The sequence below is a fragment of the Rothia sp. HMSC065G12 genome (assembly GCF_001811455.1).
GTDB lineage: Bacteria > Actinomycetota > Actinomycetes > Actinomycetales > Micrococcaceae > Rothia > Rothia dentocariosa.
Genome location: NZ_KV804815.1, coordinates 501,643 through 519,612 on the forward strand (window position 1 = coordinate 501,643; position 17,970 = coordinate 519,612).

The 17,970-nt window shown below is 51.2% G+C and carries 12 protein-coding genes; 4 read left to right on the forward strand and 8 right to left on the reverse strand.

Annotated elements, in window-relative coordinates:
- The coding region (locus HMPREF2804_RS07395; RefSeq protein WP_246824206.1) for a DUF6318 family protein at positions 1 to 358 on the reverse strand (358 nt) is incomplete at its 3' end.
- 510 nt (positions 359 to 868) lie between these two features.
- Here HMPREF2804_RS07395 and HMPREF2804_RS11185 point away from each other — a divergent pair.
- A complete protein-coding gene (locus HMPREF2804_RS11185; RefSeq protein ID WP_004004779.1) occupies positions 869 to 1,039 on the forward strand; it encodes a hypothetical protein in 171 nt (56 codons plus the stop codon).
- A gap of 107 nt (positions 1,040 to 1,146) precedes the next feature.
- Here the strand turns inward: HMPREF2804_RS11185 and HMPREF2804_RS07405 are convergent, their stop codons facing one another.
- From HMPREF2804_RS07405 to HMPREF2804_RS07415, 3 genes are all read right to left on the reverse strand, one after another.
- On the reverse strand, positions 1,147 to 1,470 hold the full coding sequence (locus HMPREF2804_RS07405) for an ArsR/SmtB family transcription factor (RefSeq protein WP_238382359.1): 324 nt from the start codon (positions 1,468 to 1,470) through the stop codon (positions 1,147 to 1,149).
- A 389-nt stretch (positions 1,471 to 1,859) separates the two neighbouring features.
- Positions 1,860 to 2,750: a fumarylacetoacetate hydrolase family protein gene (locus HMPREF2804_RS07410; RefSeq protein ID WP_070448466.1), complete on the reverse strand. Its 891-nt coding sequence runs from the start codon at positions 2,748 to 2,750 to the stop codon at positions 1,860 to 1,862.
- Positions 2,751 to 2,909: 159 nt separating this feature from the next.
- On the reverse strand, positions 2,910 to 3,608 hold the full coding sequence (locus HMPREF2804_RS07415) for a lipoate--protein ligase family protein (RefSeq protein ID WP_070448467.1): 699 nt from the start codon (positions 3,606 to 3,608) through the stop codon (positions 2,910 to 2,912).
- Between the two features lie 251 nt (positions 3,609 to 3,859).
- Between HMPREF2804_RS07415 and HMPREF2804_RS07420 the strand changes: the two genes are divergently transcribed.
- Both HMPREF2804_RS07420 and HMPREF2804_RS07425 read left to right on the forward strand, forming a co-directional pair.
- Entirely contained in the window at positions 3,860 to 5,359 is a 1,500-nt protein-coding gene (locus tag HMPREF2804_RS07420) for an anion permease (RefSeq protein WP_070627840.1), read from the forward strand.
- Positions 5,360 to 5,698: 339 nt separating this feature from the next.
- Positions 5,699 to 7,174, forward strand: coding sequence for a glycoside hydrolase family 1 protein (locus tag HMPREF2804_RS07425; RefSeq protein WP_070448469.1), 1,476 nt, complete (start codon positions 5,699 to 5,701; stop codon positions 7,172 to 7,174).
- A gap of 99 nt (positions 7,175 to 7,273) precedes the next feature.
- Here HMPREF2804_RS07425 and HMPREF2804_RS07430 read toward each other — a convergent pair whose 3' ends face one another.
- Positions 7,274 to 8,332: a GNAT family N-acetyltransferase gene (locus HMPREF2804_RS07430; RefSeq protein ID WP_070448470.1), complete on the reverse strand. Its 1,059-nt coding sequence runs from the start codon at positions 8,330 to 8,332 to the stop codon at positions 7,274 to 7,276.
- A complete protein-coding gene (gene uvrA, locus HMPREF2804_RS07435; protein WP_070448471.1) occupies positions 8,329 to 11,217 on the reverse strand; it encodes an excinuclease ABC subunit UvrA in 2,889 nt (962 codons plus the stop codon). Before uvrA ends, HMPREF2804_RS07430 begins: the two co-directional genes overlap by 4 nt.
- 177 nt (positions 11,218 to 11,394) lie before the next feature.
- Between uvrA and HMPREF2804_RS07440 the strand changes: the two genes are divergently transcribed.
- Positions 11,395 to 12,168: an MBL fold metallo-hydrolase gene (locus HMPREF2804_RS07440; protein ID WP_048755302.1), complete on the forward strand. Its 774-nt coding sequence runs from the start codon at positions 11,395 to 11,397 to the stop codon at positions 12,166 to 12,168.
- 612 nt (positions 12,169 to 12,780) lie between these two features.
- On the opposite strand, the gene HMPREF2804_RS07445 is transcribed toward HMPREF2804_RS07440, so the two are convergent.
- Complete coding sequence (locus HMPREF2804_RS07445) at positions 12,781 to 14,493, reverse strand: formate--tetrahydrofolate ligase (RefSeq protein WP_070448472.1); 1,713 nt, start codon at positions 14,491 to 14,493, stop codon at positions 12,781 to 12,783.
- Positions 14,494 to 14,789: 296 nt separating this feature from the next.
- Positions 14,790 to 17,957, reverse strand: a complete 3,168-nt coding sequence (locus tag HMPREF2804_RS07450) for a type I restriction endonuclease subunit R (RefSeq protein ID WP_070627841.1) — start codon at positions 17,955 to 17,957, stop codon at positions 14,790 to 14,792.
- Between the last annotated feature and the right edge of the window lie 13 nt (positions 17,958 to 17,970).

Sequence of the window (17,970 nt, forward strand, 5' to 3'; positions counted from 1 at the left end):
CCGTCCACGCCTGCACCGTCTTACGCATCCCCTCTAAGGAAGCATTCGTATACCCCTCCTCCGTCTTGGGCTTCGGAACATTCTGCGCAGGACCATACACATCAGCGGCACGAAATTCTCCATCTGGTGCTTTCGAGTTCCCCGAATAATGCGGCGGCACACTCGACGACGGCGATGGGCCATTACTGGATGAAGCAGAGGCAACGACAGTCGCAGAAGAGAAAGAACTCGAACTCTCAGTAGCCATTCCAGCAGGCTTCGAGTCCTCCCCACACGCAGATAGCAACACAGCAAACCCAGAAACGCCCAAAGCGCTCATAAGGGCACGACGAGACAAAGTAGGGGTACGAGTATTCATCGGTGAACACATCCTCAAAAAAATTGTGGCTGGGTGAATAAGATAAGACCAACTCTGAAAACCACACGTTCCATGCGCCATTCCTCCGATGGAACAGCTTATTCGCACGTACTAAATGGACTCAGAAGAAGTCATATCTATTACTCTACGATGATTCAAAATATTTAGCGATTCACCCGCGACATATATAACCATTTATCAATAAACAACTCTGTGGATTTTATTCAAAACATTAAAGATATTAGACTTTCGAGTTTACATTTAAAAACTCAACTTCCACGCAGAACCACTCTTAAGAATTGCACCCAAAAGACTATATTTAGATAACGCACACAATGACACACGCCCTATACACTCTGAATACAACAGAGACCCTTATACAAAACCCGCCCGGCGCCTCCTCATAGAGTACGCCGGGCGGGTTTATAGTCTAAAAATTGCTTATGCTGCGTGCTGGCATGTGGGGCATGCGCAGTCATCACATGCGCAGTTGGCGCAAGAATCATTGCAGTGTGCGCATTCGCAAACCGCATGGTTACAGGTCGGGCAGGTGCAGTTATCGCAGGTGCAGTTGACGCACAGGTCAGAGCAGTTGCCGCAGGAGCATACGTTGCACTCATCGTAGTGCCCTTCGTGCTCGCGGTGCGCGTGCCCGTCATGCAGGTAGTCTACGTGATCTAAGTGAATAACTGCCTGGTGACCGCATGAAGGCCCGTGGGTATGTGCGTGGCTTTCGGAATGACGGTGGGGTGCAACGGTGGTCATGATCTCTCCTCAGATAAACCGAGCTAATCGCCGGTGTGTTTCGTATGTTCGTGCACATCCTTCACAATGTGACTGATGTGGTGGTCTAACAATTTGTAGATAGTGGTTCTGCCGTGCTGCTCCCCTTCAACAACATGCGCCTCTCGAAGGATGCGCAAATGATGCGAGGCGAGCGGCTGCGAAATACCCAAGCAGGTATGCAGTTCGCTCACACTATGTGGACGCTCCACCAAATGGTGTGCAATCGCAAGTCTTAACGGATTAGCGAGTGCTGAGAAAATTGCTACGGATGCACCGAATTCTTGTTCCCAGTCTCGTGGTTCCGTCTGACCTGAACCGTTATCCATAAACATAATTTTATATAAACGCCTTTTTATAGGTCAATACGCTACAAACTTCTCACCAAATTGTGACATTAACGTACTGACTAGGCGTTTTCCTCCTTTACATGAAATATAGACTGCCCAAAACCTCACAGTCCTCTTAGACTATGCGCGCCCCATCGTTTCCGTTTATTCTCACTCTAGCAGGCACCCTTCTCCGTCAACCCTTAGGTTACGTTTCCTAATACCTCCTATCGCCCACAAAGGTTTCAGGTCGATAAAAGTACCTGCATCCTCTCCTTTGCATGGGCGAGAATGCAGGCACCTTAAATACAAAGCCAGGAACGAACGCGCAGACCATACGGTACTGGACTCTTTGCAGCGTTTACCTAGCTATCTGAATAAACCTTGTCTTATCCGCTATAAGGCTGCGAGCACCTGTTACTGATAGCGCCAATTCCTTCAATGCGGGTTACTAGAGTCTGCCCAGGCTTAAGCCAGTTCCGTGGGTGCAGTGAAAGCCCTACTCCGGCGGGAGTTCCGGTAGCGATGAGGTCGCCAGGTTCTAGGGTCATGAACTGCGAAATATATGAGATAAGCTGTGCAGAAGTAAAAATCATGTCAGAGGTATTACCGTGCTGACGTACCTCGCCGTCAACTTCGCAGATAAGCTCTAATCCGCGAGTCGGGTCAAGTTCGTCCGTCGCAACAATATAGGGACCAAACGGTGTCATGCTATCCCAGTTTTTACCCTGGAACCATTCGCTGGTGCGTCCCTGCCAGTCCCGCACCGAAACATCGTTGAGAATGGTGTACCCCAGCAGTCCAGCGAGCGCATCTTTTTCATCTACCCGGCGCATCTTTTGCCCAATAACAAGGCAAAGTTCGACCTCCCAATCTATTTTTGTGCTTCCGGTTTCGTTTGCAGAAGGCATTTGAATTTCTTCGTTGGGGCCGATGAGCGCATTCGGATATTTCGTGAAGATGGTGGGATATTTTGGGATTTCGAGTCCCATTTCTTCGGCATGATCGCGGTAGTTGAGCCCGGCACAAAGGACTTTTCCAGGGCGGTCCAGCGGTCGTACGAAAGGTAGGGTATTCCAGAGTTCTTCGCCATGTCCTAGAGTTGTAGCACCGTTTTCGCGGAGGATGCTCACCGCGTTGGCAGGATCGCCGAAATTGGTGCGGTAACGGCTGTAAAACTGGAGTAGGGGTGAGAGTTTTGCGGGGAGTTCATAGATGGTTTCTTCGTGCATGCAGACGGCGCGGCGGCCTTTGTCGTCTTGGATTTGTCCCCAGCGCATATGCTCTCCTTGAGGTGTGAGGGCGGTCGTATTACCAGTCTACGGTGAACTTGTCTTTATTGTCTCGCTAGGGGTGCCGTGCAGCTGCATGGATTATGTGGGAACCGCCGGCTGTCTTAGCTAGTCATAAGGCGGGAACACCGCCTTGGTGCATAACGGCTATTTGAAGCCGTTCTGTGCATAAATCTCTAAAATCGCGTCTTCCAGGTCTTCCATGAGCAGAGCGGGGTTTGCGTCTTCAGCGGCACCTACAGTTGCAGGGTTAAGGGGCATGCCGAGAGCATCGTATACTCGCGAGGTAATTTCGCGTAGAGATGCCGAGTTATATACAACGATTCCGGTGCTGAACCACCAGCCACCCTGAATAACGCGCTGTGCGGTCCCCACAAGTTTGATGCGTTCCCCAGCATGTTCGCCGCCTAGCCGAGCGTATACGGAGTATTCACCCGGGCAGTATTCTTGGGGGATTTCGCCGACTGCCGCATCCACCCCGACGAGTTGCAGGGCTTGGGCGTACATGTCTCCGAAGAGTTTGTAACGCAGGTTGTTGCCGGTTTTTGCGTCTTCGGCGGGCTGAAAATGATCGATGACGAGGCAGCCGGTGTGGTAGGCGGCCGCGTGACCGCCTACTTTACGCACGAGTATGTCGTACCCGAGATCACGGCATGCCTGCGCGGCGGCGGTAAATCCTGGATTGAGCTCATCGCGACGACCGAAAGCGACGGTAGGGTTCGGTTGGTAGATACGCAGGGTTGCGGTGCGTTTTCCCGCTGCGACCTCGCGCAGCATTGCCACGGTATCGTCGTGGTGCATCAGAAGTTCACCGGATTTTGGGCCTTGTTCACGAAGGATTTCCACGGATTTTATTCTACCGGGTTGGCCCATCATTCCCGACTGTTCAGCGAAAGTAAAGGAAACCAAAGCAGCCCTGTGTTTTGCGGGCAAACCCTTTTCTGAAAGGTGAGTCTAGACGTAAACTTAAAACGTCTGAACGGTATTCCCACATAAGCCATCAGATACCAACACATTCACAGCATAAGAACGCTGACGAAACCGTATGCACACTGTACGTGTGCGCCTATCAAGTTTCGTTTCAAAGGAGTACGGACATGAGCCAATCGTCCTCGACATCCGAGCCCGATGCCACCGCTCGCAATGAGCAATCGCAACCTCCCGAAAAACCCAAGCAGACTAATACTGTTCTCATCGTCAAAGTTGCGGTGATTCTCGCGATTACTATAGCCATCTGGTTTATTCCCGTACCTCCAGGGGTGGAACCACGCGGTATGCATATGCTCGCTATCTTTGCCGGTACTATCCTAGGTCTTATCTTCCAGCCGCTGCCAACCCCATCGGTGGCGCTTATTGGTCTCGGCGCTGCAATGATCACCGGTACCATGAACGCGAAAGAAGAAGCGCTTAAAGGCTTCGGCAACGACTCAATCTGGATTATTGTTGCCGCGTTCTTCATTGCCGATGGGTTCCTCATTACCGGGTTAGGAAAGCGCATCGCCCTATTGTTTGTGCGCATGCTCGGTAAGTCTTCTCTCGGGCTTTCTTACGGTATGGCGATCACAGATCTCGTGCTTGCACCGGCTACTCCTTCAAATACGGCTCGCGCGGGTGGCGGGATTTACCCGATTATTCGCTCTCTTGCTGAGGTGAATGGCTCTACCAACGAGACCCCCGAGAAACGCCGCAAGCTAGGCTCTTATCTGCTCATGACCGAGGCGCAGGTCAATACCATCACCGCCGCAATGTTCTTAACGGCAATGGCTGGTAACCCGCTGGCTCAAAAATTTGCTCAAGAAAAAGGTCTGCACCTGGACTGGGGCACTTGGGCACTTGCCGCGTTAGCCCCCGGCCTGATTGCCCTTGCTATTATGCCTTGGTTTATCTCGAAGGTATACCCGCCGACTATCAAGCACACCCCTGATGCTCCCGATCATGCACGCAAAGAGCTTGCCGAGATGGGCCCCTTAAGCGTGCCGGAGTGGATTATGCTCGGTACCTTCGTACTGCTGTTAGCCCTATGGATTGGCGGCACGTCCTGGGGTATTAGCGCGACCAGTGCAGCCTTCTTCGGCATCGCAATTCTTCTTGTGACTAAGGTGCTCACCTGGAAAGATATGGCGAATAACTCCAGTGCTTGGTCCACTCTCATTTTCTTTGCGGTGCTTGTGGGCATGGCGGATCAGCTCAAGAAGCTCAAGGTTGTTGATTGGGTAGGCGATCGCGCCGCGCACAGCGTTGCGGGTATGTCCTGGCCGCTCGCCTTTGGCATTCTGATTCTGGTGTACTTCTACATTCACTACATGTTTGCTTCTAATACCGCGCAGATTGTCGCCCTCTATGCTGTGTTCCTGGGGGCAGCAATTTCGGCGGGTACTCCCCCAATGTTCGCCGCACTTTTCCTCGGCTTTACCGGCAACCTTATCGGCGGTATCACTCACTATGCCTCTGGACCGGCAGGGGTGTACTACGGATCGGGGTATTTCAGTGTGGGTGAATGGTTCAAGCTGGGCTTCCTGTCTTCGCTCGTAAATATGATTATTTGGGGTGTTGTGGGCACCGCGTGGCTATTCGCTCTCGGATACGCTACACCCTAGTGAGCGCTCGCTAAGCTCTTCCGGTCTATTCAGCCACATAAGCTCCGGGCGCTGAATCCTAGAAAAGGGTTCACGCCCGGGGCTTTTTATTTCTACCGACATTCTGTATGCTGCCTGCACACCCAAAAAGCGCCCGATACAGCGCGGCGTAAACAAAGCCGATACACCAGGGTTCTAGCGTTGAAACTTAAGCCATCTTCCGTAATCTTACTGCTCATCTCTGCAGGAATATGCGCTAAAACTGTTAGGGTTGTTGTACAACAACGGCGATGTGTTCTATCCGCCATATACGTATTCCCCATCTAAGCATTAACTGTCCGCCATCTACGGGAGAGCCCCATGCATCAAGACCAGCATTTCACGCATGACACCCAATCGCTGCCCATCATCAAACCCCACCTGCACGGTGCGTTTCCCCCAAATTTTCTGTGGGGAGGCGCTTCCGCAGCCAACCAGTGTGAAGGTGCCTGGGATGAAGGCGGCAAGGGTCCCAGTATTCAGGATGTACTCCCTCACGGAGGGCTGAGCCCACGAAGTGCCGCGCCCACACCCGATAACCTCAAACTTGAGGGCACCGATTTCTACCACCGCTACCCCGAAGACATCGCTCTCCTTGCGGAAATGGGGTTCAAAGTATTCCGGTTCTCCGTCGCTTGGTCACGTGTCTTCCCAAACGGTAACGAAACAGAACCAAATGAGGAAGGCCTCGCCTTCTACGACCGTGTGCTTGATGAACTTGAAAAATACGGCATCGAACCGCTCATCACTATCAGCCACTACGAAACACCGCTTTACCTTGCAGAACAATACAACGGCTGGGTAAGTCGCGATCTTATCGACTTCTACGAACGATACTGCCGGGTACTCTTTGAACGCTACGGCCACCGCGTAAAATACTGGCTCACCTTCAACGAAATCAATTCGGTGCTGCACCTACCGTTTATGTCTGGCGGTATTAACACCCCCAAAGAACAGCTGAGTGAGCAAGACCTTTACCAGGCAATTCATCATGAGCTTGTCGCCTCAGCGCGCGCTACCCGTGCTGCCCGTGAGCTCGTACCTCAAGCCCAGATTGGCTGCATGATTTTAGCAATGCCCACCTATCCGCTCACACCATCACCCCAGGATGCGCTCGCCACCCTGCACGCCGAACACGCGAACTTTGCCTTCGGCGACGTGCACGTTCGTGGAACCTACCCCGGATATTTCCTACGCATGCTCCACGAAAAAGGTATCGAGCTCAACATTACCGAACGAGATCGGGAAGACCTCAAAAATACGGTCGATTTTGTCTCGTTCAGCTACTACATGTCCACCTGTGCCAGCAGCGACCCAAGCCGCGGCGAAAGCAGCGAAGGGAATATTCTCGGTGGAGTGTCTAACCCGACATTGACCGCTTCCGAGTGGGGATGGCAGATCGATCCTGTCGGGCTGCGTATTGTACTCAACCAGTACTGGGACCGCTGGCAGAAACCTCTTTTCATCGTCGAGAACGGCTTAGGCGCACGCGACGAACTTGTTGAGGCCGATGGTGAAATGACCGTGATCGACGATTACCGTATCGATTATCTGCGGGCACACCTGGAACAGGTGCGCGAAGCTATTGCCGACGGTGTGCAGCTACTCGGTTACACTACGTGGGGCTGTATCGACATGGTTTCAGCGTCTACAGCGCAGATGTCAAAACGCTACGGTTTCGTCTATGTAGATCGTCATGACGACGGTTCGGGGTCACTCTCCCGTTACCGTAAGAAGTCTTTTGATTGGTACCGTCGAGTGATCGCATCTAACGGTGCGGAGCTTGAGAACTCCTAGTAAATCTTGTGAGAAATGCGGGGTTGGTCTTCGGGTAAGTTTCTGAAAGACCACCCTTGTGTTGTGGGCGCTCACTGAAATTCTCTAAATTTACGAACTTTACGATGCTTCATCGAGCGGCATATCGTGCATGCTCGTTGAGATAAACTCCCACCATGTAGGGATGAATCCGGCTGCCAAAGCCACGCGCTGTGAGAGCACATGCGAAGGACTGGTTCCATAAAATGGAAGATACCCATCGGCAAGAACCATTCGAGAAAGTTCATATACAAGATGCGCAGCAAGCCCGCGTTGTCGTACATGTGGCAGCACATCAATACCGATTTGACGCATCAGTGGCGAATCGTCACTTGCACCCGCCATTGCTAAAGGTTCTGCTAAAGCAAGGTCGGCGTCAGAGTCAAACGCGGCAAGGACCATAATATCGGGGCGACGATCACTAAACCCTAAAGCGTTCGCATACCGTGGATCATCGCGAAAACGCTCGTACTGCTCAGGTTGAAGGAGCTCTATTCGCACCGAGAGTTCCGAAACCGCCATATCATCTTCGTCTGCCTCTAAAGCATCTGCCGAGGCGTTCGGCGCTTTCGTCACCGTGCGAAGACCACAAATATGTTGCCGTAACGATTCTCGAAGAACGCCGCTATCTACCCGGCGCATCATGCCGATTCCGGGTACCGCACATTTAACCTCTTGCTCCGGAATATCCGGCGGAACCACAGATTCAAGCAGGTTGCGTGAAGGCGTGTAATATACGCTTGTTCCGCTCACCTGCTGGCTGTAAGGGGTCAAGAGTTCATTCAGCTGGCGCAATGGTGCGTAATCGCCCATCCAATTTGAGAGATCCCCACGCATATACTCAGTGGCCGTTTTCAAAACCCGGGGATACTTTGCGCAAAGCAACCCCACGCCCAGATAGTTACCTACCCGAAGTTCCCAGGTATCAGCGTTGCGGCGGCGGGATGCGCTCATCTCTTCCGCTGGAAGCTGCAGTGCACTCAAGACCTCAGCACCCAGATTCTGTGCTTGAGAGATAGCTCCCGCAGGTAAACAGAAATCTGCCTCTAACTGAGCAGCAAGAATATGGCGTACTCTGTCGAGAGTTGTTACAGCACCGCGCATTTGCGCTCGCGGATGATTACCTGAAATATGACTCACACCAAAAGTTCCTTGATGAAACGTCCGGTATGAGACTCCTCAACCTGTGCGACGTCTTCAGGCGTTCCTTCGGCGATTACGGTGCCTCCACCATCGCCACCTTCCGGACCCATATCAATAATCCAGTCGGCACATTTAATGACATCAAGGTTGTGTTCAATTGTGATAACGGTATTGCCCTTATCAACGAGAGACTGAAGCACAGTTAAGAGCTTACGGATATCCTCAAAATGCAGACCCGTTGTAGGCTCATCAAGCACATAGATCGAACGACCGTTAGAACGCTTCTGCAGCTCTGCGGCAAGTTTCACGCGCTGCGCCTCACCACCTGAAAGCGTGGTTGCGGGCTGCCCTAGACGAATGTAGCCAAGCCCCACATCAACCAGCGTGTTCAAGTGCCGAGCGATCGGGGTGAAGGCCGCAAAAAATTCTGCAGCTTCCTCCACCGGCATTTCAAGCACATCAGAAATAGTCTTACCTTTGTAATGCACTTCGAGGGTTTCGCGATTATAGCGTTTTCCCTGGCAGGTTTCACAGGGCACATACACATCCGGCAAGAAGTTCATCTCAATCTTGAGGGTACCGTCACCCGAGCATGCTTCGCATCGACCGCCTTTAACGTTGAACGAGAACCGCCCGGGCGTATATCCGCGCACTTTAGCCTCATTCGTCTCGGCAAAGAGCTTACGAATATGGTCGAACACGCCGGTGTATGTCGCAGGATTCGACCGCGGAGTACGCCCAATAGGCGATTGGTCAACGTGAATAACCTTATCCAGATGTTCCAGACCGTCTACCTTCTTGTGCCGTCCTGGAACCTGTTTTGCACCGTTGAGTTTATTCGCCAGTGAGGTATAGAGAATATCGTTCACGAGGGTTGATTTACCCGATCCCGATACGCCTGTGATCGCGGTAAAAACACCTAGGGGGAAGGTAACATCAACATTTTTGAGGTTGTTCTCGCGAGCTCCATAGACCTTTAACACACGTTTACGGTCATGTGGGCGGCGTTTCTTTGGAACTTCAATAGAGCGCCGACCCGCCATATAATCACCGGTTATCGACTTTTTATTGGACAAAAGTTCTTTGTAAGTGCCCGAATGGACGATTTCACCGCCGTGTTCGCCCGCACCTGGTCCGACATCAACAATCCAGTCGGCTTCCCGCATCGTGTCTTCGTCATGTTCCACTACGATGAGGGTGTTTCCCATATCGCGTAGCTTTGTCAGGGTATCGATTAGACGTCGGTTGTCGCGCTGGTGCAAACCTATAGAGGGCTCATCCAACACATAAAGCACGCCAACGAGCCCGGAGCCAATCTGGGTTGCCAGTCGTATGCGCTGGGCCTCACCGCCCGAAAGCGTGCCAGCAGAGCGTGATAACGTCAGGTAATCGAGCCCTACGTCCAAGAGGAATTGCAAGCGTGCATCAAGCTCTTTAAGTACCTGGTCGGCAATCTTAGCCTCACGAGGAGTCAGCTTTAGGGCGCGCATAAAATCTAAGGCGGTACGAAGTGGCATAGCGGTTACATCCGCAATGGATTTACCCTCAATTTTGACGCTGAGAATAGTAGGGTTCAGCCGCGCACCGTGACATACCGGGCATGCAACCTGACGCATATATTGTTCGTAGCGATCACGCGCAAAATCAGATTCAGTTTCTTGATGTTTACGCATGATATTGGCTTTAACACCCTCAAACCCGGAAGTATAGCGGCGTTCGCGTCCAAAACGGTTGCGGTACGAGACCTCAACTTTAAAATCTTTGCCCTCCAGAATTGCTTTGCGAACTTTGGCAGGAAGATCTTTCCACGGAGTGTTAAGATCAAATCCGAGCTCTTCGCCGAGACCTGCAAGAAGACGCAGCCAATACTCGGTGGTAGATTTTCCCTGCGACCACGGAGCAATAGCACCTTCACCCAGAGTCATGTCTGGGTTGGGTACTAAAAGATCTTCATCAACTTCAAGCCTGGAACCAATACCATCGCAAGCTTGGCATGCGCCGAAGGGCGAGTTGAAGGAGAAGGCACGCGGCTCAATAGTGTCCACCTGCAGGGGGTGATTGTTGGGGCAGGCAAGGTTTTCACTAAATGTTCGGGTGCGTTCGGGTGAATCTGCCTGTACATCTACGAATTCGATGAGCAAGCGGCCATCGGCTAGTCTGAGTGCGGTCTCCACGGAATCGGTCAGTCGCTGGTGAATACCCTCCTTAATCACGATACGATCTACCACAACGTCAATGGTGTGTTTGTATTGTTTCGCTAGTTTAGGAGGATCCGAGAGTTGAACTGTTTTTCCGTCCACCCGGGCACGCGAATAGCCCTGTGTCACCAAGTCTTTGAACAGATCAACAAACTCACCTTTGCGAGCTGATACCACGGGGGCAAGAACCTGCAAACGCGTACGTTCGGGGTATTCCAGCAGTGCATCGACAATCTGCTGCGGGGTTTGCTTGGTAATTTCTTCACCGCACACTGGGCAGTGCGCACGCCCTACACGAGCCCACAGCAGGCGCATATAATCGTAAATCTCGGTTATGGTGCCTACCGTCGACCGCGGGTTTTTTGAAGTAGATTTCTGGTCGATAGAGACCGCTGGCGATAGCCCCTCAATAAAATCAACATCAGGCTTATCTACCTGCCCAAGGAACATACGCGCGTAGGAAGATAGTGATTCAACGTACCTGCGCTGTCCCTCTGCGAAGATGGTGTCGAAAGCAAGTGAAGATTTACCAGATCCCGATAGCCCTGTAAAAACCACCATTGCGTCACGTGGAATCGTAAGATCAACGTTCTTGAGGTTGTTTTCGCGAGCACCCTGCACACGAATGCTGCTAAGGTCATTTGAACGCAAAGGGGCGGTTGCTGATTCAGCACGGGGAGGCATCGAAAATCCTTTCGTCTATCTTCGAATCTACATTCTACGCTCTTTCGGCGGGGATAGCATGCTTTATGATGCGGGTTTGACTCGTGGCGAACGTTTTTCCTGGTGACTTTCATTCCCGTTACCCCCTTATACCTGCCGCTAGAAACGGGATATACACCGCATCAGTACACTGGATATATGGCTACTTATCCCGAATCAACTCTTATCTTCGAAAATCCGGAATTTACGGTACGTGCCCTAAGCGTCTCAGACATGGATAACAGCGTCTACCTGATCACGATTCGCCATACTGGTGAGCAAATGCTGATCGATCCCGCTTATGATGCAGAAGCACTGTATACCTTCACGCTTGAGGCAATCATGCAGGACTGTCCAAACCTAGCCCTTACAGAAGAGAACGACCGCCGAGTGCGCATTCTCGAATCTGAAGAAGATTTCGAGCCTATCCCCCGCCGTGCTCTTGGCGTGACGGGTATTATGGTCACCCATGGGCACTGGGACCACATTCGTGCTCTGCGCGAGCTTGAATCTCTCACCGGTGCCATTACTTATGCAGGATCCGCGGACGCCGAGGCCATTCGTGCGCAAGAAAATTTCACGGTCGAAAACGAGTTAAACGGCGGCGAAGTTTTTGATTTTTACGATACAGAGCTGCAGGTGCGCGCTATTTCCGTTCCCGGGCATACTCCCGGATCCATCGTATATTCTGTGCAGACCACATGGGAAGATGACTCCCCTGCTACCTTGCTTTTCACCGGCGATGCGCTCTTCCCCGGCGGCGTAGGCAAGACCGATTCTCCCGCGCAGTTTGGCGAACTTTTCTCAAACGTTCTTGAAAAGCTCTTTGGAAACTTTGATGATGAAGCGATTGTGCTTCCGGGTCACGGGCGTTCCACAACATTAGGCACCGAGCGTCCGCACCTTGAAGAATGGGGTTCACGGGGCTGGTAGCCCAGTACATCCTGTAGGCTTTCTAGCAGCACAAGTCTGGTTAAACAAAACGACCGCGCTACCATAGCGCGGTCGTTTTATGACACCCGGGGGTATCTATCACTCACTCAAACACAAGCAACTCGAGGACAATTCATGAAACCTTCGATCACTTGATAACTCAAGTTTAGCCTACTTTTGGGTCGGTTTTCTACATGGTTTTCACTCTCCAAAAACCTTAGATAAGCTGAGCGCATATTTGTAACCATTCTGTTATTTTTACCCCGCATGAAAGCAGGGCATTTAAATACCAATCGAGATTTTATTGATTTTTGTATGGCGTAAATCACTAAAACTTTTTTCTGGAAGTTCCGCGTCATACAGCCATTTTTCAAGGTATACCCCTAAATAACAGTATTGTTAAACCCGCGTAATCATGCGGGTTCTATACACCAATTGGTCTGTTTGAATGGTTTTTTCGCAACACACACGAAATCGGTAAAAACTACCCCTCGGTACAGCCCGCGAAGACACAGAAAAGGTGCCGTGCGCATCCCAACATAACGAGGATGCCCACGGCACCTTATCAAGCTTGCCTTCGTCTTTTATGGGCGAAATATGACCCAGAAACCACTACGAAAGACCGATCATCGTACCGTTTTCATCAAAACCAATACGCTCTGCAGCAGGGCTCTTGCTCAGACCGGGCATGGTGCGCATCGTGCCGCAAATAGCGTAAACATAACCGGCACCTGCGGCAAGACGAACCTCGCGCACAGGCAAAGTCCAGCCGGTGGGTGCACCCTTGAGGGAAGCATCAGAAGAGATCGACAGGTGGGTCTTTGCAATCACCACAGGTAGATGCGAATACCCCAGATCGGCAAAACGCTTAAGCTGCTTTGCCGCTGCGGGAGCAATCGAGATACCGTCTGCCCCGTAAACCTTAGTGGCAACCTTCTCAAGCTTAGTTTCGAGAGAATCCTCAAGATCATAGGTGTACTCCAGGTTCGAAACGTCGTCGCAAGCCTCAGCAACCACATTTGCCAGGTCAATCGTACCCTTGCCACCCTCAGCAACACCATGATGGATAGCTACGCGAGCGCCAGCCTCTTCGGCAATACGGCGAATAGCTTCATGCTCAGAATCGAAATCGGTGGGGAACGCGTTAATAGCCACCACCGGCTGCACACCGAAGTTACGCACAATCTCAATGTGCTTCTTCAGGTTAGTAGCCCCTGCTTCAACGTCGGCAGGGTTCTCTTCAAGCATGCCTTCGGGCAGAGGCTTGCCCGGTACGATCTTGTACAGCCCAGAGTGGGATTTGAGGGAACGTACGGTGACAACCAGCACAGCGGCATCAGGCTTCAGCCCTGAGATTCGGCATTTAACGTTAAAGAAACGTTCAGCACCCATATCTGCACCGAAACCTGCCTCAGTAATCACGTAGTCGGAGTATTCCAAGCCAACGTAGTCAGCGACAACTGAGGAGTTACCGGTAGCGATGTTCCCGAAGGGTCCCGCGTGAATAAGTGCCGGAGTGTGTTCGAGAGTCTGAAGCAGGTTGGGGTTAATGGCATCCGCCAGAATAACAGCCATTGCGCCGTCAGCCTTCAAATCGGCGGCGGTGACTGCCTCACCATCGTAGTTCAGACCGATAACAATCTTCGCCAAACGTTTGCGCAGGTCCTCAAAGGAGGTTGCCAGCGAAAGAATCACCATGATTTCAGAGGCACTGGTAATATCAAACCCGGTCTGTCGGGGCACGCCGTCAATACGCTCGCCCAGACCGACTACGATGTTGCGCAGGGAGCGGTCGTTCATGTCGATAACGCGGCGCCACTCGATAGCACGGGGGTCGAGACGCAGGTCATTACCCTGGTGCAGGTGGTTATCGATCATGGCGGCCAGTAGGTTGTGGGCTGCGGTAACGGCGTGGAAATCACCGGTCAGATGCAGATTTAGCTTCTCCATGGGAACGATCTGCGAGTAACCGCCGCCAGCGGCACCGCCTTTAATACCGAAGGTTGGTCCCATGGCAGGCTGGCGAAGCGCCAGCGCAGCTTTACGTCCGGTCTGGGCGAATCCCTGTGCTAGCGAGACAGAGGTTGCGGTCTTACCTTCGCCGAGCGGTGTGGGAGTTACAGCGGTAACGACAATGTACTTGGAACCGCGCTTTTGGGCGGTTTCTGCGTTGGTGCTTTCGTCGAGCAGGACCTTGGCAACATATTTACCGTAGGGCTCCAAACGATCTTCGCTGATGCCGTTCTCGGCGGCTATTTCGGTGATGGGCTTAAGCTCAGCAGCGAGAGCAATTTCGAGGTCGGAAGGGAAAGGCTTGGTCATCATCGTCCTTTGCAGTTGTAGCCAACAGTTCCATATCCCATTCTATGCTCTAGCTCACGGAATGTCACTCATTTCTGCCTATGCTAACGGACTCTCAATACCTTTCGACATACAGAGAGAATACTTATCAGTGGTAACTTTATAGCCAGTGTTCCATAGGATTCTGCCACATGTGATCACCCTGAGAGTGTATAAGGCGGGGGACATTTGCAGCGGGGCGTGATCTTCGAGCCGGTGCTCTCTAAGTTCAAAGAAACTATATACAAACTGAACGAGTTTCTTGAACGTCTTTACATCTGCTATCGCCCTAGGAAAGGACGGAACCGCTCGTACAGACCTCGAGTTGCTTTTTCGACACGTTTCTTTGTGCGGGCATACGCACTCTTTGTAGCACCAAACCGGCGTATTTTTGGCAGGATTTTCGGGAAGTCAGTTCCAGTTGTCTTGAATTCTCCTGTCTCAAAGGCCCTGTCCATAAACAGTTTAGTTTTTTCAGGGTTTAGTTTCTCAGTTTTGATCAGCTCTTGCTCTTCGTTTTCACGAATGCCAGACGCATAACGGATTAGTCCTTCAGCCGTATCAGCGTAAACATCCGGGTTCTTTACCACTTCTTCTACGTATCCCCGAATAATATCCTCACTGGGGCGTAACTCGGGGTTTGCATGTACCGCGCGGTTGATGGAGCGGCGAATGGTATCGCGTTCCTCCCTATCTTCCGCACCGTGAAGTCGCGCAACGAGTTCCAGGATATAGTCAACGTTCACTTCCTGGTGCTTCACCAAGTCGATTTCAAAAACCAGCTGTTCGAAAGCCTCAACAGTTTTTTGAGCTTCGGATACTTCCTCGTCAGTTGATGCTGCGAACTCGTCAGGATCCTCTAAAATAATGTGCGCTTCGGCAACTTCTGCACGTACATCCTGGTAGGTTCCGGTGTAGTCCTGGAGCGTGTAATCGTCAATTAGTTGTGCCTGTTCGTCATATTCGTCAAACATCATGAGCTTATTATGTAGATCAAGCACTTCGCCCAGAGTCTGCACAAACTCCGCTTTCTGCCCCTCGCTAGACAGTGCTAATCCTGTAGCACCAATAGGAAATGATTCAAGCAGTTCAGTAGCTTTTTGAGTGTACTCTGCGTATATCTGTGAGTAAGGTTCAATGAGAGCGGTGCTTGCAGCATTTTTATCGCCGAAAAGCCCAAGCGCCTCATTCGTATTTTCTTCAAGATCGCGAAAGCACACGATATTCCCGTAGGGTTTAACAGCGTTAAGGATGCGGTTCGTACGACTATAGGCTTGCATAAGCCCATGCATGCGCAGGTTTTTATCAACCCACAGAGTATTAACTGTTTTGGAGTCGAACCCGGTAAGGAACATGTTAACCACAATAAGAAGATCAAGCTCACGGTTTTTCATCCGCTGAGAGACATCCTTGTAGTAGTTTTCAAAGCTGTTTCCCTCAAGCGAGAAGCTCGTCCCAAACATAGCATTATAATCGCCCACGGCGTCCGAAAGCAGCTGCCAGTCTTCGTCGTTCAGGTCATCCGTATCGAAGTTTTCTTCACTCATAAAGCCCTGCTGAGCAGCACCTGGTTTTGAGTATATGATGGCTATTTTGAGCGCAGAATCTTCACGAATCTCATGACTTGCTATACGCTCTGCCTGCAGATGAGCGAACTGAGTGTAGTACTTACGTGCCGCCTCAATACTGCTGGTCGCTAGAATTGAGTTAAACCCGCGCCGTTGCGTACCTTTATAGTTGTACCCGCTCCCCTGGTTAGTTTTCTTAGCATAGTTGGTCAGGATGTAGTCCGCGATAGTGCGAATGCGGTCATCAGAATTTAGCAGTTCACGGGTCTGCTCGTCTTCGTCGCGGGTTTTTCCCTCAACGTCACGGTATTGAGCACTAACATTGTTGTACTCAATGCGGAAAGGCAGCACGTTACCGTCTCCGATAGCGTTGACTACAGTATATTCATGCAGACGTTCGCCAAAGAGGCTTTCGGTGGTAGCACCCAGTGCGCCGGTAGAATTTGCGTCAAAAATGGGTGTTCCGGTGAATCCGAAAATACTGTATTTTGTGAAGCGTTTAGTAATAGCTCGGTGCATATCGCCGAATTGGGAGCGATGGCATTCATCAAAAATAATCGCCACCCGTTGGGAGTACGCCGGATGGTTTGTCTCGCTCTTAATGAGGCTGTTGAGCTTGTGAATAGTAGTAATGATAATGCGTTTTGATGGGTCACTCAACTGTGCGTTCAAAATTCGGGTTGAGCTATTGGAATTTGCTGCCCCCTTCTCAAAAGCGTCGTATTCTTTCATGGTCTGATAGTCAAGATCTTTGCGATCGACTACGAAGAGAACTTTTTCGACCAAGCCCGTTTCAGCCAATAATTGAGCGGTTTTAAAGCTGGTGAGGGTCTTCCCCGAACCGGTAGTGTGCCAGATAAAGCCGCCCCCTTGGCGGGTACCAATGCGGCGGCGGTCGTTATTGGCAATGAGCACACGGTTAATAATGCGTTCAGTGGCTACGATCTGGTAGGGTCGCATGACCAGAAGCGTACCCTCAGTGTTCAGCACACAATAACGGGTAATAATATTGAGGATGGTTCGTTTTGCAAAAAAGGTTCGCGCAAATGGAATAAGGTCGGTAATACGATGGTTCTGTGCATCTGCCCAGTAACTTGTAAATTCAAATGATTCTGTGCCTGCCTTAATATTTCGCTCTTGGGCATTTCCGTATTTAGCTACCTGTGCGTTCCGCACTGTGTTGGAGTAGTATTTGGTCTGCGAGCCATTACTAATAACGAATAGCTGCACATATTCGTATAGCCCTAAACCCGCCCAAAAACTTTCTTTCTGGTAGCGGTCTATTTGTTGAAAAGCTTCTTTGATACTCACTCCGCGTTTTTTGAGCTCGATATGTACCATAGGAAGACCGTTAACCAAGATAGTGACATCATAGCGGTTCATCAGAGGGTGGGTGCCATCGCTGCCCTGCACACTGTACTGGTTGATGACCTGTAGCCGGTTGTTATTGGGGTTCCGGCGGTCTAGAAGCGTAATATTGCGGGTAGTTCCGTTATCCCGTTCAAAAGCTATGCGCGGTTCTTTCTGGATGCGGTGAGTTTTCTCGGCACGTCCCTCACTTGGTTTAGCAATGTGATCGGCAAGGAGCCGTTTCCATTCATTGTCGCTAAGAGCGAGAGGTTCATTATCACGTGTGTTAAGAAGTTCAATTTGCGTACGCAGGTTGGTGAGCAGGTCTTCTTCTGTATGGATAGGCAGATACTCATACCCCTGGGAAATTAGGACTTCGATGAGCCGTTTCTCAAGCTGCGCTTCGCTCTGGTGGGCGCCATTTTTCTCACGTGGTTCATCGTATTCTGCGATCACGGTTGCATAGTCGGCGTTGACTATGAGCGTGTCAGTGGGGTTAGTAGGCACCGGGTAGTGGGGTACAGTTTCCATACTGAGAGCCTTT

Bases quoted from the DNA above. Each gene is read 5' to 3' on its own strand.
- HMPREF2804_RS07405 (WP_238382359.1), bottom strand. From the start codon at position 1,470: ATGGATAACGGTTCAGGTCAGACGGAACCACGAGACTGGGAACAAGAA.
- HMPREF2804_RS07410 (WP_070448466.1), bottom strand. From the start codon at position 2,750: ATGCGCTGGGGACAAATCCAAGACGACAAAGGCCGCCGCGCCGTCTGC.
- HMPREF2804_RS07420 (WP_070627840.1), top strand. From the start codon at position 3,860: ATGAGCCAATCGTCCTCGACATCCGAGCCCGATGCCACCGCTCGCAAT.
- HMPREF2804_RS07425 (WP_070448469.1), top strand. From the start codon at position 5,699: ATGCATCAAGACCAGCATTTCACGCATGACACCCAATCGCTGCCCATC.
- uvrA (WP_070448471.1), bottom strand. From the start codon at position 11,217: ATGCCTCCCCGTGCTGAATCAGCAACCGCCCCTTTGCGTTCAAATGAC.
- HMPREF2804_RS07440 (WP_048755302.1), top strand. From the start codon at position 11,395: ATGGCTACTTATCCCGAATCAACTCTTATCTTCGAAAATCCGGAATTT.
- HMPREF2804_RS07445 (WP_070448472.1), bottom strand. From the start codon at position 14,493: ATGATGACCAAGCCTTTCCCTTCCGACCTCGAAATTGCTCTCGCTGCT.
- HMPREF2804_RS07450 (WP_070627841.1), bottom strand. From the start codon at position 17,957: ATGGAAACTGTACCCCACTACCCGGTGCCTACTAACCCCACTGACACG.